Source organism: Rummeliibacillus sp. GQ308, assembly GCF_059759115.1.
The window spans coordinates 43895-70075 of record NZ_JCAXDQ010000006.1; the positions used below are offsets into that span (position 1 = coordinate 43895).

Genomic DNA, 26181 nt, shown 5'->3' on the forward strand with positions numbered 1-26181 from the left:
TTTTGGCAACTCCGTTACTAGAAATTAAAGATTTACAGACTACCTTTTATACGGAACACGGCTCCGTTAAAGCAAGCAACCACGTCAATGTCACTGTCAACAAAGGAGAAATTGTTTGCTTAGTGGGCGAATCAGGCTGCGGAAAAAGTGTCACCGCTATGTCCATCATGAAGCTGATTGAAGCACCTGGTGTCATTGAAGGCGGGCAAATTCTTTTTCAAGACCAAGACATTTTGACACTTGGCAATAGAGCATTACGCAATCTACGTGGCAATGATATTGCAATGATTTTCCAAGAACCGATGAGCGCATTGAACCCTGTGTATACAATCGGAGATCAAATGATGGAACCCCTTCTTCAACATACAAAACTAAGTAAAAATGAAGCCTACGATAAATGTATTGAATTGATGGAAAAAGTAGGTTTGTCGAGAACCAAACAACTCATGAAGTCATATCCTCATGAATTGAGCGGCGGGATGCTGCAACGAATTATGATTGCGATTGCCCTTTCATGTGATCCTAAGTTGATTATTGCCGATGAGCCGACAACTGCTTTAGACGTAACGATACAAGCGCAAATCTTAGAGATTTTAAAAGAAATTAATAAAGAATTGCAAACTTCTATTCTTTTTATTACGCATGACCTTGGCGTAGTAGCTGAAATGGCTGACCGTGTTGTTGTTATGTATGCCGGGAAGGTCGTTGAGGAAGGGACAGTCCTGGAAATATTCAAAGAGCCAAAACATCCATACACAAAAGGTCTGCTTCACGCAAAGCCAGTCATTAATAAATTTCAAGAACGCCTCTATACCATTCCTGGCCAGGTGCCTGACCTTTCTACATTAGGCGACCATTGCTTCTTTCAAGATCGCTGCGAGTACCGAATGGATATTTGTGGCCAATCGATGCCTGCTTTAACATCCGAGTCGACAACTCATTGTGTTGCTTGCTGGTTATACAAGGAAGCACCCCGTAAGGAAGGATTAAAGATATGACCGAATCAATCATAGAAGTAAATGGCTTAAAAAAATATTTTCCGATTAAGTCCGGTGTATTTGGACAAAAAAAGCAATATGTAAAAGCAGTAGATGGCGTTGATTTTATCATAAAGCCAGGAGAAGTATTTGGCCTTGTCGGAGAATCCGGAAGCGGAAAGTCGACAGTCGGCCATACAATACTAAGGCTGCATGAAAAAACAGAGGGTACGGTCAAATTTATGGGTGAGGATATCTTTGGAGTAGATAAACAAAAGCTTCGGCAGATACGTCCGAAAATGCAATTGGTATTCCAAGATCCATATAGTTCACTGAACCCGAGAATGCGCATTGGTGATGCCATCGGCGAGGCATTGACGGATCACGGACTAGCTGATAAAGGTGATATTCGTGACATCGTTTCCGAAACGCTAGAAAAATGTGGCCTTTCTCACCATTATATCGATCGCTATCCACATGAATTTTCTGGCGGGCAGCGGCAACGAATTGTCATTGCTAGAGCAATGGCCTTAAATCCAACCTTTATTGTGGCGGATGAACCGGTAGCAGCATTAGATGTATCGATTCAAGCACAAATCATCAACCTGTTTAAAGATCTGCAAGAACAAAACGGGCTATCATACTTATTCATTTCTCATGATTTAAGTATCGTTGAGCATCTATGCACGAAGGTTGGCATTATGTATTTGGGCAACCTTGTAGAAGTAGCTGACCGCACAGAATTATTTACGAATCCGCTACACCCTTATACAAAAGCATTATTGTCAGCAGTGCCGATCCCTGATCCTACTATCAAAAAAGAAAGAATTATATTAAAGGGTGAAATCCCTAGTTCTGTACATCCCCCAAGTGGATGCAAATTCAGAACACGATGCCCTTTTGCTACGGAAAGATGCGCTCAAGAAGTTCCAGCGCTTAGAGATGTGGGGGCAGGCCATCAAGTCGCTTGTCATTATGTGTAACTTTCTTTTAATAAACTATAATAAAAACCGCCCTATAGATTACTTGGCTCATATAGGGCAGTTTTTTTTCAATTGAAGAGGTACCCGAGCACGGAGTTTTCTTCCCTGACGGCATTTTCTAACTGGCTTAGCTACTATCTCCTTGTACCGTTCCTGCAGATTACTCAGCCAATCTAATCGATAGGCAGTTCTACAGTGATATTAGTCCCCACATTTTCAGTGCTACTCACACTGATTTTCCCCCCATGCATCTTTACAATGGTAGCAACGATGGATAGTCCTAATCCGGTCCCTTCTACCGTTCGAGTGCGTGCGATATCCACACGATAAAAACGGTCAAAAATCCTTTCAATATCTTTTTCATTCAATCCTATACCGGTATCTTCAAACGATACAACTAACCAGTTTCCTTTTGTTTTAATAGAAATTTCTATACTGCCATTAGGTTTATTATATTTAATCGAATTTGTTAAGAGATTGTCCCAAACCGTATTAAGCAACGATAGATCCCCCATAAATTCTATATCCGGTAATGAATAACCAAGCATAATACCCTTCTCATCCATTTGCCATTGATAATTTTTGACTAATTCTTTCATTTGCTTACCAACATTAAATAGCTTTCTTTTTAAGATATCTTCATCACGATCTAACGAAGCAAGAAGCAATAATTGTTTCGTTAATGTAGAAAGCCTTCTAATTTCATCGTTAATAATAGAAACATACTGGCTTCTATCTTCCCTGCTTATTAATTCATTTTCTAATAGGTCTGTATATGCTTTAATATTGGATAAAGGAGATTGGATATCATGAGAAATGTTCGAAATGAACTCCTTCCTTCTATCGTCCACCTTTTCCAGTTTTCTGGCCATCTGCAAAAAGCTAAGCGATAGTTCTCCTAATTCATCATGACGTGTAATATCAAGATTGACATTAAAATCTCCATTAGATAATAACTTTGTAGCCGATGTAAGTTTTGTAATTGGTGTTACTAAATACTTTGCGCTAAAGATAACTAAAGTAATGCTCAATAAAATGGATAGAGCAAGGAGCCATCCAAATAAGATATGCATTTCATTAAAAAGAAGTTTAATATCTGGCCTAAGGAAAAGAGCATATTTCTTTCCATCATGGATTAAAGGCACACCAATTGTATTTTTCAATTCATTTGCAAAAAATCCAGTGACAAAAGTTTCTTGCGGGAAGTTGAGAATACCATGAAAAATATCTCCATTTAATACGCTCTCTTTCGTGGCATTCGAGAGCTTATTTTCCCTAAAACGTGCTCCAAAGTAAGATTCTTCTTCCAAATTGTCAACTAGGTAAATTTGATAGCCGATGGATGATACGTTTTCTAGATATTCTTCTAGATTTATAGTTGGATGATCAGTCGCAAACTCAGCAATATCTAGTGCGATCCTTGTATTCTTTTGATCATTCAAAGGTTTTAGTCTTTGCTGATAATACGTATTAGAGATAATAAAAGCAAAAATCCCGCTAAAAATCATAATGCCCAGCGTAATCACGATAAATTTTACATACAGAGTTTTCACCTTGGATTAGCCTCCAATAAATATCCAACCCCGCGGACTGTTTTTATTTGGAAATCATCGATTGATTTAGAAAAACGATCTCTCAATCTCTTGATGTGAACATCCACTGTTCGTTCATCTCCCTCATAGTTTAGTCCCCATATTTGTTCAATTATTTGATCTCGAGAGAAAACGTGCATAGGATTAGAAGCGAGGAAATGTAATAATTCAAATTCTTTGAGTGGCAAAATTAAGGTTCTTTCTCCCATTTGTACTTCATATTTATTTTTATTTATCGTTGTATTTCCTAAACGGACAATAGTATCGTCTGTTTGTTTATTATATCTTCGTAGTAATGCCTCAATTCTAAATCTCAACTCTTTCATTTCAAAAGGCTTCACCAGATAATCATCAGTTCCAGATCGAAACCCTTCTTCTTTGTCTTCGATTTGATTTTTAGCAGTTAAAAGAATGATTGGGATATTATATTTTTTTCGAATCTCTTTGGTTAATGTATAACCATCTATGAATGGCATCATTACATCCACTACAGCTAGATCGCAAGCTACTTCATTCAATACCCTCAACGCTTCGTTCCCGTCTTTTGCTTGCAACACCTTATAACCTGATTCGGTTAAGTGAATATCTACTACCTGTAGGATATTGATATCATCATCCACTATTAGTATATTCATCACTCTACATGCTCCCTTTCACACTTTCTTTAGATTATAGTCAAAATATAGAATGCTTTAGCTGCTGTCAGTGTGATTTTCATTAAGTGTTTGTATAACAAATAAACAGCCCCCTAAAATAAAAGTATGGGCTGTTTATTTACATTTAATTCTAGATTCTTGGCATCTCCAATTTTACAACTATTTTTCTAATACCAACCCATCACTCATTTTGACAACACGGTCTACATATGAAAGCATTTCTTCATCATGGGTGACCATTAAGGTCGTGATATTCAACGTTTTTGTTAACTCACGTATCAACATCATCACATCTTTTGATTTTTTTGAATCTAAACTTGCAGTGGGTTCATCTGCGAAGAGAATTTTCGGTTTGTGAATGATAGCACGGGCAATGGCAACACGTTGTTTCTCCCCGCCAGATAATGAAGAAGGATATGCATCTTTTCTATGTTCCATTTCAACTAGTTTTAGAATTCGATCAATTTCTGTTTTTTGTTCATGTTTATTTAATTTTGACTCAGATACATCTAACATTAGCAATAGCTGTTCTTCCACTTTTAGGAAAGGAACAAGGTGTGCAAATTGAAATACAAATCCAAATTCACTTGCACGAATTTGACGAATTTTTTCATCATTCATTGTCGCAATATTATTTCCATTGAATACTACTCGCCCGTTTGTTGCAGGCTGTAATCCAGCCGCAATTGTTAGAAGTGTACTTTTCCCTGAACCTGAGGCACCCACTAGTGCTGTGATTTCCCCTTCTTTAAGAGAAAGGTTAATTCCTTTCAAAATTTCTTCTTTTATTTCTCCATTGGTAAACGTTTTTCTAACTTCATCAAGAGTAAATAATGGCATACTAAACCTCTCCTTGTTGGATTGCTTGCAATGGTTCTACTTTTCTTATTTGTATTCCTGACAGCGTAGCACCAATAAAACCTATTATTAAGAAAACAATAGATAATAGGAAAGTTGTCTCAAACGTTAAACTAAAAGGCATTCCTTTAGGAGCCACTAGATTGAAGATCTGGCTGAATGCAATAGACAATACAAGTGAAATGATTGTGATAAAAACCATTTGCGTCCACATCATTTGGAAAAGTTTTCTTGTTTTTATACCAATCGCCTTCAATATGCCGTATAAACCAATCTTTTGAACATTCATCATATAGAAAAAGATGGCAAACAACATCCCACTAATGATTACTAAAAACCAAACAATCATATTTAAAGACATCTGTTCTGCATTAAAACTCGGAATGGTATTGAGAAATTCTTTCTTTGAAAAGGATTGTAATCCAGTAATATGTTTGGGAGATTTATCCCCAGGCACGAAGACCAATTGCATTTCTTTCACTCGGTAAATTTCTTTATAGTCGTTGATATTTATATAAGCAACTGGAGCATGGCTAAATTTCTTTTGCTCTACAAAACCTTTTACAGTTAACTTTCCGCTATACTGATTATTCGTTAAGGCATCCCCAATTTTTATACCTTTATCTTTCAGAGAACTATCTAATACAACTTCGCCTTTCTTTATATTTGGAAACAATTTAGATTTGGTATTCGTAGATGTTACAAATGCAACGCTTCGTTGTTTCTCGCCTGGATCATTTAGAAAACCCATTTGTATAGAGAAGGCAACTGCGTCCTTAGTATTTTTTAACATTTTATCTTCTGTACTTGCATCTATCTTAGACAGGTTATAGGTTTGATCTGAATCCTTGGTCATATAAAACTGGCCTTTGGGTAAATCTTTAATTAAGGCAGCATTGTCTTGAGACAATCCATTTGCCAAACCAGATATAATAAAAGTTAATAAACTTACAAGAAATACTATGGAGCCTAAAATTAAAAATCTTGCTTTATTTTTTTTCATTTCTTTCCATGCTAAGTTCATCACTATTCCTCCAATTCGTTTTCTATACTCCCACTATAAAGTATTAATATGAACAGACGATGAACAGCTGTTATATTTAGAATTAACCCTGACCTTCGGAAAAATTGAACTGTTGCTATGTGATTCACGATAAACAAAGGCTAGTTTTCATGTTAATAAATGAAAACTAGCCTTATTATTTTACGCTCGAAGTTTAAATTAGAAATCTCTTAGCCTTCCTTTTTACAAGAAAGCATATATTCATCTTTTAATATAGAATGATACGCGCTATCTACTAATACACCCTTGATCATTTCACTCTTTCGAAGGATGCCTTCACACTTCATACCTAAGCGCTCTAGTACTCTTCCAGATGCTGCATTCTTCACCTCATACGCTGCAAATACACGCTCTAAGCCAAGGATATTAAAGGCTAAGTCGAGGATCAACTTCCCTGCTTCTGTCGCATAGCCTTTACCCCAATAATGCCGATTCATGGTATACCCCAGTTCTCCGCTATGATTATATTCATGCACTCTGAACTCAATCGCACCAATCATTTTATTGCTGTCTTTTAACACGATAGCATATTTGCCAATAGGTTCTTTTATAAAATAATTTGCTATAAAATTCTTTGTCTGATCTAAATCTTTATGCTCTGCATAAAGAAAACGAGTCGTTTCTTCATCTGATGTATATTCAAACATATCCTCAGCATCCTCAAACGAAACTGGACGCAATAGAATCCTTTCACCTTCCATTTGACTATGCTCAACTATTAACGTGTTGATATTTCCCAAGCTGACACCCCTATTTTTGACTAATTTCAGTCCTATCTTTTTGTTGGACTCATTAGAACATTATACCATAAATTAACTATTTAGATATTTTTAAATTTTCTCCTTTTTATTTATGGTAAGTAGATTTGTTGCAGTATATGGTAAATTAATCTTTTAATTATAATTATTTTTTGTCTACTTTTTTAGCACTTCATCCGTTGTATCAATGAGGAGGAAAAATATGAATCAAAAAGACGCGTTTACCTCCTATCTGATTCAAATTGGAGAGGAAGTGTTTCTACTTTTACGCTCAAAGGGAGCATCAAAAGAAGATGCAGAAGATATTATTCAAAATACTTTTTATAAAATCTATTCCATGTTAAGTAACCTGGATGAAAAAACAATTCGACCATGGTTTTATCGAGTGGCCCTCAATGACTTTATTGATTTAAAAAGAAAAAAATTTCAGCATAATGTTCCACTATCTGATGAAATTCAATCTAAGTTAGCTAGTGGAAATGATGATTTTGATCAGCTTTTTAATCAAGATGAAATTATGTATTTATTAAAAAATGTTAAAAAAGAGTATAGAGAGATTTTTATTTTAAAATACTATTATGAATTAACTTATGGGGAAATATCACAATTACTTCATTTACGTGAGGACAATATTAAGCAAAAGCTTTACCGGGCACGAAAAACAATCCATACAGAAAATGGAGGGATTAATGCATGGATTCATCGATTCAAAAGGCATTAAAAAAAGCAAAAAAAAAACAATTGGTTAAAATTGCTCTTATTTCTTTTATCGTTTGTATTACCCTACTATTTATAATTAGCCGAATAGGCATGTATTTAACTGTCCGAAATACAGCTCAATTACATGAAAGTTTATTTTTAGAGAACGCTATTTCTCAACCTAATGTCCATATTGACTCCCAGGTAACAAGCAATTCTACGATGTTCGGCGGCAATATTATCACATATCGCTCAAAAGATATAGATGGTTATCTAGTACCTTGGAGTACATTAACGAGTACTTATTCATTGTTTGGTACTTCTGGTGATAGCAACGAACGAACACCTGGCTTCCACAAGAACGGGGATACTTATTTTGAGTACGATAAACAAACAAAGCAAAGGTTCGCCACGTTTTATCATCCTGCGATTAAACAATATTATGGTGGTGTTCAAAATCAGCTCCCAGCTGTAATTCAAATAAAAAATCAGGTAGCTGAGGTGGCAATCTCATTCAAGCAGCCGTTAACAATGAAACAAGTACGCGATTACATACCCGAAAATTTAAATATAGCTTGGCTATATATGATGTCCGAGATAGTAGATGAAACACCAGGACCATCAGGCGTACAAGTTTATGGGTATTCCGATTCTAAACTCTCAAAAGATTCATTCGAGGATTTTGTTAACAACCTTAAAAAATACGATTCAAGACAATCAATGGAGGTAATCCAAGAATATATTGCCAAGAATAAAAACAAACCGTTTAACGAAATAACTTTGTTAGGGGTCATGCTAACTGGTCGCACTGAAAATTTTAAAGAATTACTTGGGAAAGACTTTATTAGAGGTGCATCGATAGGCGTGACAGTACCGATTGTGCCGTATATTCAACCAACGAAATAGACAAGATTACTTTGTAGCAGAAAAAAATAATGCCAACCAGCAAATGGTTGGCATTATTTTTATAGCAGCTTCTAGCTTAACTTTTATTCTCACCAATCTGGTCTGTTATATCTTTGAATTAAATAAAATGGAAGTTATTTATTCGTCCTCAACTTCAAATAGTCCATTTCCCTTTTTATTGATGCAGTGTTGACAATTTGTCAATTTAACTATATTCTTTTTGAGAATGATAGTTTCATATTCGCAGTTAAAGAAATTATTTTTATAGTGTTTTTATGAAAGGAGACTACACATGGCCAAGCCAAATAATAGTTCTGAACTCGGTTTGTTGCTGAGACAATTATTAAAAGAACGTTCATTATCCATGCGCAATTTTAGTGAGCTCACTGGAATTGATACAGCCACAATTTCACGAATCATTAATAATAAACGAAAAGCAACTCCTCAACATTTAGAAAAATTTGCAGAATGTCTAGGAATTCCTTTAATTAAACTATTTGAAGCAGCAGGCTATCCTCTAGAACAGAATACTGGAGAATTAGATTCGGATCTTCATGTGTCTATTGGTGCAATACAATCTATATTTAAGGATTCTAATATTAATGACGAGAATTTTTCAATTGAACGAGTGAAGCAAAAGTTAAAAAGCTATGAAGCATATGCAGAAACAGAAGAAGGAAAAAATACAATTACTAATGGTTTTAAACAAAAAATACAGGAAGTTGGTAGTGTAGGACCCTTCATTAATAAATTAAAGGACTTTCATACAAGGTTTATATCAAGGAAAGGCTCTATTTTTGAATTAGCCCTAATCGGTAGTTCATTACTGTATTTTATTATCCCAGTTGATGTGATTCCGGATTATTTACTGCCCATCGGCTATTTAGACGATGCGATTGCTGTACAACTTATTACGAATGCATTATTAAAACCATAATGATTTAGGCAGGTGAATTTATGAAACGTAGTAAACGGAAAGTATTTAGAAACCTCTTCTTAACATTCATTTTGATCATTATAGCTGGTGTAACTTATTGGTGTTATCAATATAATAGCGGCTTAGCTTCGGCAGAGAAAGGGCCTTCTAAAGAGGTGAAAACAACATTTAAACCTTTTGAAGGTGCAGATACGCATATTGGAAAGATGAATGTATTGTTAATAGGAAGTGATTCAAGAGGAGAAGAACATTCGAGATCAGATACCTTAATGATTGCGCACTATGATCAAAAAACGAATAACGTAAAGCTTGTTTCTATCATGAGAGATACATATGTTGATATCCCAAAACATGGTATGCAAAAAATAAATAGTGCTTTTGCATTTGGCGGACCTGAGCTTTTAAGAGAAACCATAAAACAAAATTTCGATATTGATGCAAATTACTATGCTGTTGTCGATTTTAAAGGATTTTCTAAAATAATTGATCTACTAGCACCTGATGGTATTACTGTGGATATTCCTTCTACTATGGAATATGGCATTGGTATGACTTTGCATCCCGGTAAACAAACTTTACATGGCGATCAGGTACTAGGTTATGTACGATATCGACATGATCGTTTAAGTGATTTTGGGCGTGTAGAACGACAGCAAGAAGTCTTAACAAAAGTGAAAGAACAAGCCATCAGTATGAAAACATTGGTGAATTTACCGAAGATACTTGGAACGGCTGATAGCTATATTGAGACCAATGTGGATAATAAAACAATCCTTACAATTGCTAAGGGTTTACTAGCTGGAAAATCAAAAGGCATGGAAACATTGCGTATTCCTATAGCAGATTCTTATGAGAACAAAAATGAAATTGTAGGTGCTGTGTTAGATGCTGATCTTGAAAAGAACAAAAAAGCCCTAAAAACATTTTTATCTTCTAGTGAACATGAGAAAACCCAATAAGTAAAACTACTTCATATAGGAGAGGTCCCCATTGAATTTAGATTATCAAATTTTTAAACTCATTAACCAATTTGCAGGAAAAAGTATCTTTATTGATCATCTAGTTCTCTACTTTTCAAAATATGGCCCTCTGCTATTTGGATTATTTTTTATCTGTCTTTGGTTTTCAAGGTCTAAAAATAAAGAACAAAATCAGAAGATCGTTTTGTCTGCATTAACTATTGTCATTCTTACACTTGGGATAGACATGATTATTGAAATCGTCCATTTTCGACCACGACCATTTGTTGACCATTCAGTAACACTATTATTCAACAAATCAAATATGGACCCTTCATTCCCCAGTAACCATGCTGCTGGATCATTTGCCTTGGCGTTTGCAGTTTTTTGGAATAGACGAAAAGCCGGATTGATACTGCTTGGATTAGCATGTGTTATGGCACTTTCAAGGATTTATATCGGGGTGCACTACCCCTTGGATGTTTTAGCTGGTGGTTTTATCGGATTTTGTGTTTCTTTACTTGTTGTGACACAAGCGAGAATCCTTAATCCTTTATACAACTTTATTATAGACATTTTCAATAAGCTCTCTTTTAAAAATTATAGATAGGCATTGCATATTTTGTTGTTCATTTTATTAAATATCTAGGAGGTGTTATGAATGGGAATTAGTCCTGTAACGGCAATTATACTTGCTGTTGTTGCCATAATCATTTTCGGACCAAAGAAACTACCTGAACTGGGAAAAGCTATGGGTACTACCCTTCGCGAATTCAAAAAAGCTACAAACGGATTAATGGAAGATGATGAACCGTCTAAAAATCCTTCAGAATCTACAAAATCTGAAGATAAATAAGCTAGGATGTTTATAAATGAATCATACTGAACTAACGATTATTGAACATATAGATGAATTAAGAAAACGATTGATGATTATTGCTGTATTCTTTGTGGTGGCAGTGATAGCTAGTTTTTTTCTTGCACAGCCTCTCATCCACTTTTTGCAATTTAGCAATGAAGCAAAGACATTACAGCTTCATTCTTTTAAAGTAACAGATCCAGTCAATATTTATTTCCAAGTGATTTTTGTATTGGCAATTGTTATGACGTCACCTATTATTTTATATCAGCTATGGGCCTTTATCACACCAGGTTTATATCCGACAGAACGAAAGGCCACATTGAGGTATATCCCTTATATTGTATTTTTATTTTTGCTTGGCGTTATGTTTTCATATAAGATTTTATTCCCTTATATGATTCATTTCATGGCAGAAATGTCTATGGATATGGATATCCAACAAACGATTGGCATTAATGAATACTTTCAATTTCTGCTTCAGCTGACACTCCCATTTGGGATTGTATTTGAATTGCCAATGGTTGTCTTATTTTTAACGCGACTTGGCATTATCACGCCGCAAATGCTCAGCAATTTTCGGAAATACGCCTACTTCATTTTAATGGTTATTGCAGATATTATTACACCTACGGATGTTATGTCGCTATTTATAGTCTCTATACCTTTATGCATTTTGTATGAGATTAGCATCATAATCTCTCGTTTTGGCTATCGAAAATATTTGAAGTCGGAGAGTGAAAGGTCAATCGTAGCAGAAGAAAATCCTTCTACCCTATAAGGTAGAAGGATTTTTTATTGGAAAGGTTGTAAATCCCAAAATGCCACCTTAACATAACAACAGTTATTTTACATCATGTATTGTCAGTTTCTGTTCTGGAGTAAAGCTAACATATTCATAATCTTCTTCCCCGTTCACTATACTGCGATACCCCGCCTCAACCATACCATAATCGATTGATTGGTCATTCAACAGTTTCTGCATCAGCTTGCACTGTTGTAGCATCTGTTCTTTTGTTAGCTTCCCTTTTTCGATCTCTAGCATAATTATGATGGGCTTTGGTGTTTTAACCTGAGGCGTCCATTCCTTGGCGACTTTACTGTATACTTCTACATCAGTATCCACTGAATCGACTTGCGGCACTTTTTTCCGAAGGAGCGTTCGAATATACCTCTCTGCCTCCGTATTTAGTTTTTTAGATGCCTCTTTGTCTATGTTAGACTCATGAATCGTATCACTAAAGACTTCATAGGGTTCGATACCTGAGACATAGAATGAGTAGGTGGTTTCAACTGCTGATGGATCCTTTTTCACTACTTTAAACTGATAGGTACTGTCAGTCCATCCATACTCTACAGATCGCTTAATCTTGTAATTCATATCCGGATAATTTTGTTCTAAAAACGCTTCTAGACTCTCTTTTGCTTTATGTTTATCCATTGTATTTCCGCTCATTTGTATGTAAGCAACTACGATGACGGCAATTAATGAAATGGCAATTACACTATATATTATTTTCTTTTTCATATTCATTTTCCCTCTCTTATTTTAAGAATACAAAAGCCGATAAGGATTCCAATAACAGTAACCAACAGGTGAATAATCAAAGTAGTCAGTGCTATTTGAAGAGCTTCCGAAAAACTGTCAGCATAAAATTTACCGAACCAATTCGTCATATATATCAGGCAATTCCACAGGAAATTCGGTACGCCCGCAAGCAGGACTGTAACGAGGACAGATCGGTAGAACAGATACGTGACTGCTCCCAAAATGGCATAGGTCAGGATAAACCCACTATTGTCATTCATAACGGTCGTGCTCATCGCTAAAATAAAGGCAATTGCTACAAAGAAAATCTGTATTGTCGTCAATTTCATGGTTATGTTTCGAATCATGTTTTTTGAAGCACCGTGGGGTCTTACTTGAGCAGGCAGTGGAATTTGTGATTGTTCCGCTATATGCCGGCATTCTTGGCAGCTTTGCAAATGTTCCTCAACAAACCGTTGAGTATCCGGATGCAATAACTCTTCTTCATATAATGGCAGTAAGTCTTGCGTCACCGCACAGTTTGTGTTCATAAAGTCAGCTCCATTGCTTTTTGAATTTTTAATTTCAATCGGTGAAAAGTAACCCGTGCATAGTTTTCAGATTTACCGATTAATACACCAATCTCCGCAAAACTCAGCTCTCCGTATATACGAAGCAGTACAATCTCTCTCGCTGAATCTTCCAACTTTGAAATATAATATAAAAGTTTTTTTGTATCCTCTTTGATTTCGGCTAATTCTTCCAAATTATAGATTTCCGTTTCTGGCATCAAAGAGAGTTTTTGCATTAAGCTACGCTGATACTTATTCTTTCGGTAATGCTTCTTCAATAAGTTCACTGCGATCGAAAACATCCAAGTCGATAAGGTAGAAACACCATTAAATGATGCGATGTTTTTACATGCCTCATAAAAGGTATCATGGCAAAGGTCTTGAGCAGTTGCCTGATTTCCTGTCTTTGCATAAAAAAATGCGTAAATTTTCGGTTGGATTTCTTCGTATTCTTCTTCAAGCTTATTCATAACGACCCTCTCTCTCTTGCTGTTCAAATCATTAATACCTCGACTAGGTGTTTCGTTACAACTTTTATAAAAATATTTTCAATTTCTTATTTAAAAAATTATAAATTAGTTGAGGGAGAAATTAATAGAATGAGAGTTGCCTTTAAATAAGGAAGTTGCTTATTTGAATGCCTCCGGACTAAAAGACAACGATGGGCTATATGAAATCTGGGTCATTGTATTCTTCTCTCTGTTCTCTGATGACTTTTACTGGTTTTGCTGCTTCTAGTGAATAATAAATCACTTGAAACAATGAATAGATTAATTGCTATGAAAATAAATCCTTATAGTAAATTTACCTATACAACCCCTATCGGTTATACATACATATAGAATGTATTTGATTACAGGTGATTAGTCTCGTTTGTTCTTTCGAAGATTTAATGGTTGAAGGGAAAAAAGATTCTGTTACATGATTATTGTTATTTCTACTCACTTCACATTTGAATTAGCAGTTATAAGGTATCACTAAATTGTAAATCGAAAATACTCGGACGCTAGTTACTTCTAATTAGGTCTAAGTTATTTCCTTTGGAGAGTGTTAAATTGGAAACAATGATTTTTATCGAAACTACAAAAAACGGTTCTAGTAGGGAGGCTGTAAAAACGGCTGCTCGATTAGGTTTTTACACCGTTTTGTTTACTGAAAAAGAAAAGCTTTTAGAACAAAGAAAAGAATTTCCGGATATTATGCAAATGGTTCATTTTAATAAAATGACAGAGGATCTCATCCGTCAGCAAATTATTGAGCTTCAAGAACAAGGCAAAATCATTAAAACAATTATTAGTTTTGTAGATCCCTTCGTGTCATTAGCCGCACAGCTTTCAAATGAATTATGTAAATCAAATATTTCTGTGGAAGCGTTAAAAATCATGGAAGATAAAACCGAAACGAGAAGAGCATTAAAAGAAAATGCAACCACTCCTATATTTGAAGTTTTTCAGCCAGTAGATAATATCAGTACTTTTATTAAAAAAGAACACAAATTCCCTTTAATTGTAAAATCACCTATGTCAAAAGCATCAAAGGATGTCTATTTGGTTAAAAATAGATTTGAATTAAGGAAGATAATGAAGAAATTTTTAAGAATATATCCGGACCAACAAATATTACTTGAGGAATATTTAGATGGTCCACAATATTTAGTGGAAGTCCTTGTCCACAAAGGCAAAATAAATATTGTCGCTGTTTTCAAACAAGAAATTACAAAAGAGTTAAAGTTTATTGTAACGGGTTATGCAGTTCAGTTAAACGTAAAGGATGACCTTTATAAAAAGCTGTCCAGCACAGTGGAATCGATTATGAACGATTTAAAAGTAGCCAATGCTGCCTGTCATCTTGAAATCAGATATGTAAATGGAAATTGGAAGCTCATTGAGATTAATCCTAGAATATCTGGTGGAGCGATGAATCGGATGATAGAAGAAGCGTTCGGCATAAATTTGGTAGAAGAAACGATTAAACTTTATCTTGGGGATGAACCTAACGTAGATAGGAAGCACGAGAAACATCTCTATACACACTATATTACGATAAACTCTGTTGGACGACTTTTAAAGGTGACAGGTAAAAAAAGAGCTGCAAATGAACCTGGTGTAAGAGAAGTTTATATTAAGTCACGCAAAAAAGCCGTCATCAGACCGCCTATATCAATGGGCCATCGTTATGGGTATGTAATGGCTACTGGTGAAACATTAGATGAGGCAAAGGAAAATGCGTTGAATGCTTTTAAAAAAATAAAATTCTATATTGAACCGTTATCGGAGGAGATATAATGGTGACCGTTGCAATGCTTCATTATAGAAAACATCCTCATGACATTAAAAAAGCTTATACCTGTGCTTCAGTTGCGAAGATGGAAGGCATTAATTTTTATTTCTTCTCTCCCAGTGCTGTTAGGTTTGAAGAAAAAGTCATTCACGGCTATCAATATGAAAATGGAACTTGGATTCTAAAAGAGATGCCCTTTCCCGATGTGATTTATAATGCTACTGGTATGAAAACTTCATTTCAGAAAAAAGTATATCGACAGCTGAAAAAGACCATACCTTTTACCAGTCATCCAATAGGTAACAAAATGAAAGTATTTAGAAAAATAAAGACAATACCTGAATATGCGCATTACTTAATACCTTCTGAAATAATCAAGGATTCATCAGATGTTTTATCTGCATTAAAACGATTTAAAAAAATAGTTATAAAGCCTTTATCGAGTAACCAGGGCAAAGGTTTAATTTTTATTGAACGGAATGGAGATCAGATTGAGCTGTTAGAAGGTTCTCATCGGAAAACTGTTAATATAACTGAATTCCGCAAGAAAATTGAAATGGTTATAGAAGAGAAGGCATACCTCGTTCAACCTTATATTTCAAGCAGGACAAAGGACGGATTCCCTTTTGACTTTCGAATCCATGTTCAAAAAAATGGTTCTGGTGATTGGGGGATTACGTTAATCTACCCAAGGATCGGTTCAGATGATGGAGTTATAAGTAATGTCAGTTCAGGAGGATATATTGGAAAGCTCGAATCTTTTCTAGAAAAAGAATATGGTGTAGAAAGCTTTGATATTCTTAGAATGTTAGAACAGTTCCCCCTGCGTTTTTTACAAAAGTTTGATGCCTTATATAATAACCAATTAGATGAATTGGGAATTGATATTGGGATTGATGAAAATAAAAAGCTGTGGATTTTTGAAGTGAACTGGAGACCAGGATATATATACCGAGAATTGGAGGCAGCAATGAATACAATTCCATATGCTGCTTATCTCGCTAATCAAAAAAAATAGCATTGAAGCACAATCACCCAACCCTTTCTTTGTGATCCAAAATACAATAGAAATATGGCACATCTAAAATTGTCCGCCGAGGAGGGGAGATTTGGTGGATAACAAAAATTGCGTTTGCAAGGCAATGAAAACACTACAGAAGGAACAAAGTATACTATCCGGTCAACTGATAGAGTTTCAATTTATATGTTTTTCTGCTACGACAGATACCATACCTTTTATGCTTTTAATGAATAACAATCTAAAACCTTTAAAAGCATTCACAAAGTGTACAGTATCCCCTTTTTTTCGATTAGAAAAATTGAATGAGGACACCTGCTGTGCTGAATTATCAATACTTGAAGCCATAGATATGGACGGAATTCCGATCGACTCATGTGCCGATTTGTACTCGCTTCGGAAAACTAAAAGCTGCATAATTGTTGATTTAAACTGTTTCTGTGCAATTAATCCGTTTCCACCTAATCTAGTAAATCGACCACTCCCTGAAATTGAACCGAAATAATTAGTTTTTTAATAAATCTCCAAAACCGCAACCATTTTGTAAGAAATGGTTGCAATTTTCACATATAAAAAAGGACAAATCCAACTCATGATGGGGCTTTGCCATAGCATTTAAACAATCTATTGGTAAGTGCGCCTTTTCCATCATCCTTTAACTTACAAAAATCACTTTGTGAATTGCTGCTCACTATAAATAGTTAATCCCCTTTATTAGCAAAATTGCTCCTAGCAAATGCACAAATAAAATAACCTATGTGTTTCTACTGAGTCCATTAGAAACTTTTGAATTTCATTGTACCAAAATAAGAAAAAATCGATCCTGCTTTATACCTTATAAATTAACAATATGAAAGGAAGTACTTGATTGAACAATGTATACAAATTAATTCCTATTAGTGATGGTAGTCCATGCATCATATTACATCCTAAGCAAAGAAAATTACTAGACGCAACAAGGATAAAAACAACTATTCATTTTGGATTTCATAAAACCGAAGTCATATTCAAACAATTAAATACAATAAAAGAAAATGAAATCGGATTATCTAATACTGTCATAGAAAATCTGAGGCTTCCTTTAGAAGTAGATTATGAAATTTCAATCCAAAATGATGAAATTATTATAGGGCCATTTATTGGCGTGATGATAACGAATTCTCACAAAAAACTTAAAAAGAAAGTAAATAAACTAAAACAAATAAAAAAACTTGAACAAATAAAGAAACAATATCGATTAGTTAATGGCGTCGTTTTAGCATTATCGGTGGAAGGTATAGATGAAAATAACTCTAAAGTCCATGGTTTTCTTTACAATCCATCTACTAAAAACTGGGTAGAAGGGACTTTCCCATTTCCCTCTGTCATAGTAAAAAGAACAACCATGCCTAGTAACAGTAAGAAATATTTAAAAAAACTTTATGGCCGACGTTTTTTTCACCTAGCAGGTATTAATAAATGGAAAATGTATCAACGACTTCATAAAAATCCAGATTTACTTCCCTATATACCTAAAACTTTCTTATACAAGAAGCCCACGGATATTTTAAAGTATCTTAAAGAACTTGGCACCATTTATGTAAAGCCTATCTCGGGATCCTCAGGAAATGGCATTGAAAAATTTATAGCGAAACCTAATCAATATTGTGTTAAATTCCGTCTTAATAGAAAAAACGAGACCATCCACTTTTCCTCTGAAACCGAACTACTTGATTATGTGAAATCTAAGTTCAAAAGTAAGAAGTTTATTATACAGCAACAAATAGATATAGAAATAGAGAAAAACCATCCCATTGATTTTCGAATTGCTCTTATAAAAAACCAGAGTGGCCAGTGGGAAGACATAGGGATGGTGGCCAGGAAAGGTAGGAAAGGCAGTGGCGTTAGCAACATCTTAAATGGCGGAAGAATGCAAAATGCGCGATCTTTGCTTTTAACTTTATACAATCTTTCTGAAGCTGAGGCATTGAATATCCGTCAGAAGATGTCTGAAATTGCTATTAAAGCTGCTAGGGAGATTGATAAATATGATACCATATTCAAATCTGGTGTCGATATCGCTCTTGACCGCGATCATCATATTTGGTTAATTGAGCTAAATAATCGTAAACCATATTTAAAGTTTTCGAGAGTTGGACCTAAAAGTACCATTAAAAAAGCCAGAAAATCAAGAATGCTTTACGCGAAATATTTGGCCGGGTTCCCAAAGGAAAAGAAGGATTCTAAACAGTCAGCTCTACTTTGGTGACAGTTAACACCTCTTTCACACAACTACTTGATAGTTAATCAAAGTAAAAAATACTCCCTCTTTACAGGGGGAGTATTTCTACTTGCAAATCACTTTTAACTTAGATACAAAACCCAAATATATCAGGGAATTGGGTGCGTAGGAACGTAGGCTAAAAACCGTGACAACAATTGCAACACCTAAGCCACCACATCCTGTTGGTCATTTTATAATATGTATTCAACATAAAATAGAGAAGTAACATAATTTACTCCTCTACTTTAAAGTTACCCTAATAACTTTTGATATTCAGGGTTCTTGTCAAACTCAGCTTTTGCAAAAGGACAAAGTGGAATAACATGTAATTTTTCTTTTTCAGCATATTCAACAGCAGCTTTTACTAATTGTTGTCCTACATTCTTTCCTCTTAAATGTTCTGCTACATGTGTATGATCTAATATAATCCGAGTTTCTCCTACACGAACAAAATGGACTTCTGCTTCACTATTTTTCTCATCACCTATATAAAATGACTGACTACCTTGTTTAATCTCCAGCAACCTTATTCCCACCTTAAATTTTATATTTTAATGCACCGCTTGGACATCTATCAATTACCTCAACTACTTTTCAGCATCTGCTTTATCAAGAGAAATCCAGGGTCTAGCATTCACATTAAAAACTTCCGGTAACCCTTTAACACATTCAGCCGCATGTTTACAAATTTCCCCGTCAAAAGAAACTGTAATTTTTTCGCCTTTATACTCTTTTAATCCCATTTTTATCACTCCTCATATTTTTTTAGATTCATAGTAAACTATAAATCTAATCTCTTTATGAAAATAAGAAATTACTTCCATAGTTAGTTAAAAAGTTGTTAACTTAGCATAGATAACAAAAAATACAATTAATTCTACCATAATTAAAATATTAGGTACTGTAATGATTAAATTAAGAATTAAAAATCCAACTAAAATCCCTAAAAATAAACCTAAATGATATATTTTTAATCGTTGTTCCTTATATCTATATTGATGAAAAACAAATGAAGTTGATAAAAAGTAGAGTAATACCGATCCAAAAACAAAAAATAAAATAAAATAATAATTAACCTCGTGCATAAATAATAATCTTATCGACGCTGCAATCATGCTTAAAGACATCAAAATGAATAGATGACCATATATAATCGTTTGACCTGCTGTTTTTATAGATTTATTCACTTTCTTTTCTAAATTATCGAAGTATTGCCACCACATTGATATGATTAAAATGAATGAAACTAAAGTAAATAATATGGAATTCCAATCACCTTGTTTTGGTTGAATTACAGCCAGTGTACTGACTAAAGTTTCACCGAAGAGAATGATAGTAAATAAACCAAAGCGCTCAAATAAATGGGCTGTATTTGTAGGTACCATCACCAATCGTTTTCGCCCAATAATTGGTATTAAGATATCCAGAAATATACCTGTATACAATATAAGATACCTAATCCATGAGTCAAAAAAGAGGGAGCACAATGAAACAATAATACCAACCCAAAAGTACTTTCCAAAAAAGAGTGCAGCTTTCTTTCGAGTCCCTACCTCTGTCCGTTGTACAACAAGATATTGAATTGCGACTAATGCCCTTAGTCCAATATAGCCTACTAGAAAAGATCTATAATACGAATCGAAATCTACTGATAAACTAGCAATCATGATGAGTGCAAAGAACATTTGTAAAATTAAAAATATACGGTGATGAAATAAATCTTCCCCGTAGCGATTGGTAAACATCGTTTGTCCTACCCGAGCCCACCAGATGGGAATAAAAATCAGTACAAACTTTAATAGATAATCTGATTGTATGTATCCTTTTTCCACATGAATTAAAATATGAGTTACAGTAGCGATAGCTGCTACAATTAACAAATCATAAAAAAGCTCTAACCAAGTGACCTTTTTTTCATCCATTATACCAATCCTCCAAAACTAAATTAACTTAGTATCCAACATATTTTTCTCTATATAAATTGTTTCCATGCCAGCTTTGACAATAATGTCGAAATTTTTACTGTATGGATGCATAAACACTTCATACTGAATGCGTCGCTCATTGTGAGACTGCTTTAAATATTCGATATCCGTTCCTCTTTCCTCTATATCTCGACCGAATCGTCTCTCAAGTTCCGTATCACCATCTGTATAAAAATAAATTAGTAAATCAAATAATACCTGATCAGCAAAAGCAACACTCATCCCTTCTACAATGTTTACTTTCTTTTGTGAAGAGAGTATTTCACTTTTAAGATAATGTGTATCTATCGTACGTAAATTCATATCTTCTTTAAGCATCAATAGATCTCTTTCTAAGGAAGGTACATGATGTGCTGCGGGATGGCATGCTGTCATTTTAAAGCGATGTAATGTTCCTTTATGTATATAGTCAATCATTGCATATTTTCGAATTGCTGAACTCACTATGTATGGATCCGTATTAAGATAGTTAACATCGCACATTAACTCTTCCATTAACATATGCGCAAAAGTCGTCTTTCCAGCAGCACCATGACCAGAAATCCCAATTACCAACTTCTTATCCGAATTATGAATCCAACTTATGATTTCTTGAATTAATGTGTTCATCATTCACTCTCATTTCTAAAGTTTTTTATCATTTGCTAAAAGAGCACCCTGCAAATTATAAAAGCCCCCCTTCCTTGTTCCACTAACCTGTCTCGTTAGAAGCAATTCTTCAATCCTCATTTATACTCTAACATAAATATCCAATTTTGCTACGACACTTATTCATGAATTCTAAACTAACCCCACACTCTTTACGACACACCCATACATCACTTCTTGCAGAGGCTGGTGCAGCACTTAAACAAATTATGGATAGACTTGGACATTCAGATGATCAAATCACCAAGAATGTCTATATCCTCGTTACGTTACAAAAGAAATGAAAAAAGAAGCTTCCCAAAAGTTTTCACAACTAATGAGAAGCCTCTATTAAAATACTCTATGTTAGCAGTTCACTTTCACCTTACATACACACCCAATCATATCAAGGGTTCATACATAGGAACTTAGGCTAAAATCACGACGTCCTGTCGCAAAGCCTAAGCCACCACATCCTGTGGAAGTTACATCATGCCGCCCATGCCGCCCATATCAGGCATTGCAGGTGCTGCTCCAGCTGGTTCTGGAATGTCAGCTACTACTGCTTCTGTTGTTAAGAATAGAGCTGCCACAGATGCTGCATTTTGTAGTGCAGAACGTGTAACTTTAGTTGGGTCTACAATACCTGCATCGATCATGTTTACCCATTCGCCGTTTGCAGCGTTGAAGCCTGTGCCCACTTCTTCACGTTTTAAACGGTCCACGATAATAGAACCTTCAAGGCCTGCGTTGTCAGCGATTTGACGTACTGGTTCTTCAAGAGCACGCAATACGATTTTCACGCCTGTTGCCACGTCCCCTGCTTCTGCTTGGCCGATTTCAGCTACTTTGTTGTAGACACTTACTAGTGCTACGCCACCACCTGCAACGATACCTTCTTCTACTGCTGCACGAGTAGAGTTAAGAGCATCTTCAATGCGAAGTTTGCGTTCTTTCAATTCTGTTTCAGTTGCTGCACCAACTTTGATGACAGCTACGCCGCCAGCAAGTTTAGCAAGGCGTTCTTGTAGTTTTTCTTTATCGAATTCAGAAGTAGATTCTTCGTATTGAGCACGAATTTGACCTACGCGAGCTTCGATTGCGTCAGTAGAACCTGAACCTTCTACGATTGTAGAGTGGTCTTTTGTTACAACTACTTTGCCAGCATGGCCAAGCATTTCGATTGAAGCTTGTTTTAGGTCTAAACCGATATCTTCTGTAATCACTTGTCCGCCAGTTAGGATAGCGATATCTTCTAGCATTGCTTTACGACGGTCACCGAAGCCAGGAGCTTTCACAGCCACTACATTGAATGTACCGCGAAGTTTGTTCAAGATTAAAGTAGTTAAAGCTTCACCTTCAACATCTTCAGCAATGATTAATAATGGTTTGCTTTGTTGAACTACTTGTTCTAAAACTGGTAGCACATCTTGAATGCTTGAGATTTTTTTGTCTGTGATTAAGATGTATGGATTGTCTAATACTGCTTCCATTTTATCAGTATCTGTTACCATATAGTGTGATAGGTAGCCACGGTCAAATTGCATACCTTCTACAACATCTAATTCTGTTGTGAAACCTTTAGATTCTTCGATTGTGATAACGCCGTCGTTACCTACGCGTTCCATTGCTTCTGCGATTAATTCGCCCACTTCATCATCAGCTGAAGAAATAGCTGCTACTTGTGCAATAGCTTCTTTATTTTCAACTGGTTGAGAAATTGATTGTAATTCAGTAATAGCAGTAGCTACCGCTTTGTCGATCCCTTTGCGGATGCCGACTGGGTTTGCGCCAGCTGTTACGTTTTTCAAGCCCTCACGAATCATTGCTTGAGCTAAAACTGTAGCAGTAGTCGTACCGTCACCAGCGATTTCGTTTGTTTTTGAAGCTACTTCTGAAACCAATTTTGCACCCATGTTTTCATATGGATCTTCTAATTCGATTTCTTTAGCGATTGTTACACCGTCATTTGTGATTAATGGTGAACCAAATTTCTTTTCAAGCACGACATTGCGCCCTTTAGGTCCTAATGTTACTTTTACTGCGTTTGCAAGTTTATCTACACCTTTTAACATAGCGCTGCGTGCGTCTTCACTGAAACGAATATCTTTAGCCATTAAAAATTACCTCCTGAAATTTTATCTATTTTTCATTTACGTTTATTATTCTTATTCAACGATTGCTAAAACATCTGATTCGCGAAGAATTAAATAGTCTTTGCCTTCGTATTTTACTTCTGTTCCAGAGTATTTAGAGAAAATAATGTTGTCCCCACTCTTTACGTTAAGTGGAACCACTTGACCACCATCTGTTAAGAATCCAGTACCAACTGCAACAACTTTTCCTTCTTGAGGTTTCTCTTTTGCAGAGTCTGGGAGTACGATGCCGAATGCAGTTTTTTCTTCAACTTCGACAACTTCGATAATAATACGATCGCCTAATGGTTTTAACAATTGAAACAACCTCCTAGAATTATGTGTATATACTTAGCTTATTAGCACTCCTCACTATTGAGTGCTAACACAATTATTATATTAATGAATTCCCATTTCATTTGCAAGCGGTAAGCATTAAAAATTTTGTTTTTATTCTCAGTTAATTTACAATAAAGAAAACAGGCAGAAAACAGAAAGGAAATTGAGTTTGAAATCACACAAAACCGCGTTATATATTTTATTGATTTACCTTGCTATGCAGCTCTCTTCTGTCGTTTTCATGCGACCGTTTGCACTGTTCATGAAAAAAAGATATCCAACTAAGGGGAAAGAAGAATTGGTCCTCACTATTAATGGGTGGTATATCGTCATAAGTTTTGCAGTAGCTCTTCTATTATCTCTTATTGTGATAGCCTTTAATCGAAACTTCTGGAAAATTTTCAAACAAAAACCCGAATCTATCCCTACATCTATTCTTTGGGGGGTTATTGGATTCTTCCTTGTATTTGTTGGCCAGTGGATCGGTGGGATCATCGAACACAGCTTAGGCATTACGCAGGCTTCTGAAAACACAGCAAACCTTACAACGATAGCAGATGCGGCACCTATTGCTATTTTGGCGCTAGCTATTATCGGTCCTATCCTAGAAGAGTTTGTTTTTCGGCGAGTTATATTTGGCTCACTTGTTCAAACGACGAACTTCTTTATTGCTGCGTTGATCAGCTCGCTTGTATTTGCTGTCATCCACTTTGACTTTAGCCACATTATTATCTATGCTATTTCTGGTTTTATATTCGCTTTTCTTTATTATCGTACAAGGCGTATTATTACGTCTATCATTGCCCATATGATGCTAAATGGATTTGTGACCGCTATTCAGCTCTATCAGGAACCCATCGTGAAGTTTTTAGAACAGCATCAGTAAGCTATACTCTCTATTTCTCCAACTATACACAAAACCCTTCTTTTATAAGAAGGGTTTTGTTTCATTTGCATAAAAAAACTGCAATCAAATAGTTTCGTTTGATTACAGTTCATTCTTCTATTGTTGTTGCATTTCTATTTGTCTTTGCTGTTCTGCTCTAATATATTTTCGATAGCCTACTCGAGAAATCATAATACTAATCTCGTACAGTATACATAGAGGAATAGACACGATAAAAAGCGACAGAACATCTGTTGGCGTAATGATATCTGCAACGACCAACAAGATGAAATAGGCATACTTCCTGAACTTGCTGAGCATTTGAGGTGTAATAATACCAAGCCGTGTTAAAAACAACACGACCATAGGTAACTCAAATACGATACCGAAAGGCAGCGTAAGCTGGAGTAAAAATTGGAAGTACTCATTAATGCCGATTGTTTGTTGAATATCCATTTCCGCAGACATCTCTGTCATGAAATGAATCATATAAGGGAATAAAACCTTGTATGAAAACATAACGCCGAGCACAAATAGGAAAACAATGTATGGGATATACCGTAATGTCGCTTTACGCTCTTTTGGAAACAATCCAGGCGTGATAAAGGCCCATAGTTGATATAAAATAACAGGCGATGTCATAACAATCGACAGTACAAAAATGACCTGGAAATAAATATTGACGGGATCCGTCACTTTAAATGAATGCAGCTGCAAGGTCTTTGCTTCATTACTAAATTGCAAAAAATGGATCAGTGGCTGTGCTAGAAAGAAACTACCAATCACTGCAACCACAAAGAAAACGGCAACAATCATCAGCCGTTTTCTTAATTCTTCTATATGTTCGACAATAGTTAGTTCTGTGTTATTCATTTACTAAACATCCTAACTTATTTATCTTCAATCTTTTTTGTTTCAGATACTTTATTCGGCTCATCATCATCAGCTAAACCTTTTGTAGCATGCTTAAATTCACGGAGAGTAGAACCCATTGCTTTACCAAGCTCTGGTAGTTTCTTCGGTCCGAAAATTAGTATGGCAACGACTCCTAAAATTACTGCAGTTCCAGCACTAATTCCCATTACAGACACCTCCTCATATACTTGCTCCTATTTTAACGTAAAAATAGGCTTTTGGCTATTCTATTCATGATTTTATTGTGAAATATTTACCTACAATTTCCCTACTCTACTTCGATTGAATATATTTGCTACAAAAGAGTCTTCTTTGCATACATAATAAAAAAACTGGCTAAATAGCTAGCCAGTAATTAAGTGAAACATATGCTATTTGCTCTTCTT

At 35.3% G+C, this 26181-nt stretch carries 30 protein-coding genes and 1 pseudogene; 15 read left to right on the forward strand and 16 right to left on the reverse strand.

Going from position 1 to position 26181, the window contains the following annotated elements; all coding sequences use genetic code 11:
* Positions 1 to 2: 2 nt before the first annotated feature.
* Both AC6CHJ_RS15725 and AC6CHJ_RS15730 read left to right on the forward strand, forming a co-directional pair.
* Positions 3 to 998, forward strand: coding sequence for an ABC transporter ATP-binding protein (locus tag AC6CHJ_RS15725; protein ID WP_498289262.1), 996 nt, complete (start codon positions 3 to 5; stop codon positions 996 to 998).
* Positions 995 to 1960, forward strand: coding sequence for an ABC transporter ATP-binding protein (locus AC6CHJ_RS15730; protein WP_498289264.1), 966 nt, complete (start codon positions 995 to 997; stop codon positions 1958 to 1960). The genes AC6CHJ_RS15725 and AC6CHJ_RS15730 overlap by 4 nt, the downstream gene beginning before the upstream one ends.
* Before the next feature lie 173 nt (positions 1961 to 2133).
* On the opposite strand, the gene AC6CHJ_RS15735 is transcribed toward AC6CHJ_RS15730, so the two are convergent.
* From AC6CHJ_RS15735 to AC6CHJ_RS15755, 5 genes are all read right to left on the reverse strand, one after another.
* On the reverse strand, positions 2134 to 3513 hold the full coding sequence (locus AC6CHJ_RS15735) for a HAMP domain-containing sensor histidine kinase (RefSeq protein WP_498289266.1): 1380 nt from the start codon (positions 3511 to 3513) through the stop codon (positions 2134 to 2136).
* Positions 3510 to 4190 (reverse strand): response regulator transcription factor, encoded by a 681-nt coding sequence (locus AC6CHJ_RS15740; RefSeq protein WP_498289268.1) that lies wholly within the window; start codon positions 4188 to 4190, stop codon positions 3510 to 3512. Before AC6CHJ_RS15740 ends, AC6CHJ_RS15735 begins: the two co-directional genes overlap by 4 nt.
* A gap of 177 nt (positions 4191 to 4367) precedes the next feature.
* Positions 4368 to 5048, reverse strand: a complete 681-nt coding sequence (locus tag AC6CHJ_RS15745; protein ID WP_498289270.1) for an ABC transporter ATP-binding protein — start codon at positions 5046 to 5048, stop codon at positions 4368 to 4370.
* Between the two features lies 1 nt (position 5049).
* Positions 5050 to 6090 carry an ABC transporter permease gene (locus AC6CHJ_RS15750; RefSeq protein ID WP_498289272.1) on the reverse strand — a complete coding sequence of 347 codons (1041 nt, stop codon included), beginning with the start codon at positions 6088 to 6090 and terminating at the stop codon, positions 5050 to 5052.
* Between the two features lie 209 nt (positions 6091 to 6299).
* Complete coding sequence (locus tag AC6CHJ_RS15755; RefSeq protein WP_392997214.1) at positions 6300 to 6869, reverse strand: GNAT family N-acetyltransferase; 570 nt, start codon at positions 6867 to 6869, stop codon at positions 6300 to 6302.
* 220 nt (positions 6870 to 7089) lie between these two features.
* Between AC6CHJ_RS15755 and AC6CHJ_RS15760 the strand changes: the two genes are divergently transcribed.
* The 7 genes from AC6CHJ_RS15760 (at position 7090) to tatC (AC6CHJ_RS15790) (ending at position 12028) form a co-directional block, all read left to right on the forward strand.
* Positions 7090 to 7608 (forward strand): RNA polymerase sigma factor, encoded by a 519-nt coding sequence (locus tag AC6CHJ_RS15760; RefSeq protein ID WP_498289274.1) that lies wholly within the window; start codon positions 7090 to 7092, stop codon positions 7606 to 7608.
* Entirely contained in the window at positions 7581 to 8492 is a 912-nt protein-coding gene (locus tag AC6CHJ_RS15765) for a sigma factor regulator N-terminal domain-containing protein (RefSeq protein WP_498289275.1), read from the forward strand. The genes AC6CHJ_RS15760 and AC6CHJ_RS15765 overlap by 28 nt, the downstream gene beginning before the upstream one ends.
* 292 nt (positions 8493 to 8784) lie before the next feature.
* Positions 8785 to 9429, forward strand: a complete 645-nt coding sequence (locus AC6CHJ_RS15770) for a helix-turn-helix domain-containing protein (RefSeq protein WP_150285589.1) — start codon at positions 8785 to 8787, stop codon at positions 9427 to 9429.
* Positions 9430 to 9449: 20 nt separating this feature from the next.
* Positions 9450 to 10388 carry an LCP family protein gene (locus AC6CHJ_RS15775; RefSeq protein ID WP_498289277.1) on the forward strand — a complete coding sequence of 313 codons (939 nt, stop codon included), beginning with the start codon at positions 9450 to 9452 and terminating at the stop codon, positions 10386 to 10388.
* 31 nt (positions 10389 to 10419) lie between these two features.
* On the forward strand, positions 10420 to 10998 hold the full coding sequence (locus AC6CHJ_RS15780) for an undecaprenyl-diphosphatase (RefSeq protein WP_147197862.1): 579 nt from the start codon (positions 10420 to 10422) through the stop codon (positions 10996 to 10998).
* 51 nt (positions 10999 to 11049) lie between these two features.
* Positions 11050 to 11244 carry a twin-arginine translocase TatA/TatE family subunit gene (gene tatA, locus AC6CHJ_RS15785; RefSeq protein WP_147197860.1) on the forward strand — a complete coding sequence of 65 codons (195 nt, stop codon included), beginning with the start codon at positions 11050 to 11052 and terminating at the stop codon, positions 11242 to 11244.
* A gap of 16 nt (positions 11245 to 11260) precedes the next feature.
* Entirely contained in the window at positions 11261 to 12028 is a 768-nt protein-coding gene (tatC, locus tag AC6CHJ_RS15790; RefSeq protein ID WP_498289279.1) for a twin-arginine translocase subunit TatC, read from the forward strand.
* A 63-nt stretch (positions 12029 to 12091) separates the two neighbouring features.
* Here the strand turns inward: tatC (AC6CHJ_RS15790) and AC6CHJ_RS15795 are convergent, their stop codons facing one another.
* The 3 genes from AC6CHJ_RS15795 to AC6CHJ_RS15805 are packed head-to-tail and all read right to left on the reverse strand — an operon-like array spanning position 12092 to position 13817.
* On the reverse strand, positions 12092 to 12775 hold the full coding sequence (locus AC6CHJ_RS15795; RefSeq protein WP_498289281.1) for a YfjL-like protein: 684 nt from the start codon (positions 12773 to 12775) through the stop codon (positions 12092 to 12094).
* Positions 12776 to 12777: 2 nt separating this feature from the next.
* Positions 12778 to 13326, reverse strand: coding sequence for a zf-HC2 domain-containing protein (locus AC6CHJ_RS15800; protein WP_147197854.1), 549 nt, complete (start codon positions 13324 to 13326; stop codon positions 12778 to 12780).
* Complete coding sequence (locus AC6CHJ_RS15805; protein ID WP_498289283.1) at positions 13323 to 13817, reverse strand: RNA polymerase sigma factor; 495 nt, start codon at positions 13815 to 13817, stop codon at positions 13323 to 13325. The genes AC6CHJ_RS15800 and AC6CHJ_RS15805 overlap by 4 nt, the downstream gene beginning before the upstream one ends.
* 594 nt (positions 13818 to 14411) lie before the next feature.
* Here AC6CHJ_RS15805 and AC6CHJ_RS15810 point away from each other — a divergent pair.
* The 4 genes from AC6CHJ_RS15810 (at position 14412) to AC6CHJ_RS15825 (ending at position 18893) form a co-directional block, all read left to right on the forward strand.
* Positions 14412 to 15632: an ATP-grasp domain-containing protein gene (locus tag AC6CHJ_RS15810; protein ID WP_392997256.1), complete on the forward strand. Its 1221-nt coding sequence runs from the start codon at positions 14412 to 14414 to the stop codon at positions 15630 to 15632.
* Positions 15632 to 16645: a YheC/YheD family endospore coat-associated protein gene (locus AC6CHJ_RS15815; RefSeq protein WP_392997229.1), complete on the forward strand. Its 1014-nt coding sequence runs from the start codon at positions 15632 to 15634 to the stop codon at positions 16643 to 16645. The genes AC6CHJ_RS15810 and AC6CHJ_RS15815 overlap by 1 nt, the downstream gene beginning before the upstream one ends.
* 94 nt (positions 16646 to 16739) lie before the next feature.
* Positions 16740 to 17150 (forward strand): CotY/CotZ family spore coat protein, encoded by a 411-nt coding sequence (locus tag AC6CHJ_RS15820; protein ID WP_498289285.1) that lies wholly within the window; start codon positions 16740 to 16742, stop codon positions 17148 to 17150.
* A gap of 363 nt (positions 17151 to 17513) precedes the next feature.
* Positions 17514 to 18893, forward strand: coding sequence for a YheC/YheD family endospore coat-associated protein (locus AC6CHJ_RS15825; protein ID WP_498289286.1), 1380 nt, complete (start codon positions 17514 to 17516; stop codon positions 18891 to 18893).
* Between the two features lie 266 nt (positions 18894 to 19159).
* Here AC6CHJ_RS15825 and AC6CHJ_RS15830 read toward each other — a convergent pair whose 3' ends face one another.
* From AC6CHJ_RS15830 to AC6CHJ_RS15845, 4 genes are all read right to left on the reverse strand, one after another.
* Positions 19160 to 19432, reverse strand: coding sequence for a GNAT family N-acetyltransferase (locus tag AC6CHJ_RS15830; protein ID WP_307723588.1), 273 nt, complete (start codon positions 19430 to 19432; stop codon positions 19160 to 19162).
* 63 nt (positions 19433 to 19495) lie between these two features.
* Complete coding sequence (locus AC6CHJ_RS15835; protein ID WP_392997233.1) at positions 19496 to 19651, reverse strand: (4Fe-4S)-binding protein; 156 nt, start codon at positions 19649 to 19651, stop codon at positions 19496 to 19498.
* Between the two features lie 87 nt (positions 19652 to 19738).
* The gene (locus AC6CHJ_RS15840; RefSeq protein WP_498289288.1) at positions 19739 to 20830 is read right to left on the reverse strand and encodes a low temperature requirement protein A; all 1092 of its coding nucleotides are present in this window, start codon (positions 20828 to 20830) and stop codon (positions 19739 to 19741) included.
* Positions 20831 to 20848: 18 nt separating this feature from the next.
* On the reverse strand, positions 20849 to 21502 hold the full coding sequence (locus AC6CHJ_RS15845) for a uridine kinase family protein (RefSeq protein ID WP_392997236.1): 654 nt from the start codon (positions 21500 to 21502) through the stop codon (positions 20849 to 20851).
* A 167-nt stretch (positions 21503 to 21669) separates the two neighbouring features.
* On the opposite strand from AC6CHJ_RS15845, the pseudogene AC6CHJ_RS15850 reads away from it, so the two are divergent.
* Positions 21670 to 21875 (forward strand): annotated as a pseudogene (locus AC6CHJ_RS15850) (tyrosine-type recombinase/integrase); the annotation flags it as partial.
* Between the two features lie 130 nt (positions 21876 to 22005).
* On the opposite strand, the gene groL reads toward AC6CHJ_RS15850, so the two are convergent.
* Positions 22006 to 23637, reverse strand: a complete 1632-nt coding sequence (groL, locus tag AC6CHJ_RS15855) for a chaperonin GroEL (RefSeq protein ID WP_066790231.1) — start codon at positions 23635 to 23637, stop codon at positions 22006 to 22008.
* A gap of 51 nt (positions 23638 to 23688) precedes the next feature.
* Positions 23689 to 23973: a co-chaperone GroES gene (groES, locus tag AC6CHJ_RS15860; RefSeq protein WP_066790234.1), complete on the reverse strand. Its 285-nt coding sequence runs from the start codon at positions 23971 to 23973 to the stop codon at positions 23689 to 23691.
* Positions 23974 to 24163: 190 nt separating this feature from the next.
* On the opposite strand from groES, the gene AC6CHJ_RS15865 reads away from it, so the two are divergent.
* On the forward strand, positions 24164 to 24880 hold the full coding sequence (locus tag AC6CHJ_RS15865; RefSeq protein WP_498289290.1) for a CPBP family intramembrane glutamic endopeptidase: 717 nt from the start codon (positions 24164 to 24166) through the stop codon (positions 24878 to 24880).
* Between the two features lie 117 nt (positions 24881 to 24997).
* Here the strand turns inward: AC6CHJ_RS15865 and tatC (AC6CHJ_RS15870) are convergent, their stop codons facing one another.
* Together tatC (AC6CHJ_RS15870) and AC6CHJ_RS15875 are read right to left on the reverse strand one after the other, a co-directional pair.
* Positions 24998 to 25753: a twin-arginine translocase subunit TatC gene (gene tatC, locus AC6CHJ_RS15870; protein ID WP_147197834.1), complete on the reverse strand. Its 756-nt coding sequence runs from the start codon at positions 25751 to 25753 to the stop codon at positions 24998 to 25000.
* Positions 25754 to 25770: 17 nt separating this feature from the next.
* Positions 25771 to 25962, reverse strand: coding sequence for a twin-arginine translocase TatA/TatE family subunit (locus tag AC6CHJ_RS15875; protein WP_066790243.1), 192 nt, complete (start codon positions 25960 to 25962; stop codon positions 25771 to 25773).
* Between the last annotated feature and the right edge of the window lie 219 nt (positions 25963 to 26181).

Bases quoted from the DNA above. Each gene is read 5' to 3' on its own strand.
- AC6CHJ_RS15730 (WP_498289264.1), top strand. From the start codon at position 995: ATGACCGAATCAATCATAGAAGTAAATGGCTTAAAAAAATATTTTCCG.
- AC6CHJ_RS15745 (WP_498289270.1), bottom strand. From the start codon at position 5,048: ATGCCATTATTTACTCTTGATGAAGTTAGAAAAACGTTTACCAATGGA.
- AC6CHJ_RS15750 (WP_498289272.1), bottom strand. From the start codon at position 6,090: ATGAACTTAGCATGGAAAGAAATGAAAAAAAATAAAGCAAGATTTTTA.
- AC6CHJ_RS15760 (WP_498289274.1), top strand. From the start codon at position 7,090: ATGAATCAAAAAGACGCGTTTACCTCCTATCTGATTCAAATTGGAGAG.
- AC6CHJ_RS15765 (WP_498289275.1), top strand. From the start codon at position 7,581: ATGGATTCATCGATTCAAAAGGCATTAAAAAAAGCAAAAAAAAAACAA.
- AC6CHJ_RS15770 (WP_150285589.1), top strand. From the start codon at position 8,785: ATGGCCAAGCCAAATAATAGTTCTGAACTCGGTTTGTTGCTGAGACAA.
- AC6CHJ_RS15775 (WP_498289277.1), top strand. From the start codon at position 9,450: ATGAAACGTAGTAAACGGAAAGTATTTAGAAACCTCTTCTTAACATTC.
- tatA (WP_147197860.1), top strand. From the start codon at position 11,050: ATGGGAATTAGTCCTGTAACGGCAATTATACTTGCTGTTGTTGCCATA.
- tatC (WP_498289279.1), top strand. From the start codon at position 11,261: ATGAATCATACTGAACTAACGATTATTGAACATATAGATGAATTAAGA.
- AC6CHJ_RS15795 (WP_498289281.1), bottom strand. From the start codon at position 12,775: ATGAAAAAGAAAATAATATATAGTGTAATTGCCATTTCATTAATTGCC.
- AC6CHJ_RS15800 (WP_147197854.1), bottom strand. From the start codon at position 13,326: ATGAACACAAACTGTGCGGTGACGCAAGACTTACTGCCATTATATGAA.
- AC6CHJ_RS15805 (WP_498289283.1), bottom strand. From the start codon at position 13,817: ATGAATAAGCTTGAAGAAGAATACGAAGAAATCCAACCGAAAATTTAC.
- AC6CHJ_RS15810 (WP_392997256.1), top strand. From the start codon at position 14,412: ATGATTTTTATCGAAACTACAAAAAACGGTTCTAGTAGGGAGGCTGTA.
- AC6CHJ_RS15815 (WP_392997229.1), top strand. From the start codon at position 15,632: ATGGTGACCGTTGCAATGCTTCATTATAGAAAACATCCTCATGACATT.
- AC6CHJ_RS15835 (WP_392997233.1), bottom strand. From the start codon at position 19,651: ATGGGATTAAAAGAGTATAAAGGCGAAAAAATTACAGTTTCTTTTGAC.
- AC6CHJ_RS15840 (WP_498289288.1), bottom strand. From the start codon at position 20,830: ATGGATGAAAAAAAGGTCACTTGGTTAGAGCTTTTTTATGATTTGTTA.
- AC6CHJ_RS15845 (WP_392997236.1), bottom strand. From the start codon at position 21,502: ATGAACACATTAATTCAAGAAATCATAAGTTGGATTCATAATTCGGAT.
- groL (WP_066790231.1), bottom strand. From the start codon at position 23,637: ATGGCTAAAGATATTCGTTTCAGTGAAGACGCACGCAGCGCTATGTTA.
- tatC (WP_147197834.1), bottom strand. From the start codon at position 25,753: ATGAATAACACAGAACTAACTATTGTCGAACATATAGAAGAATTAAGA.
- AC6CHJ_RS15875 (WP_066790243.1), bottom strand. From the start codon at position 25,962: ATGGGAATTAGTGCTGGAACTGCAGTAATTTTAGGAGTCGTTGCCATA.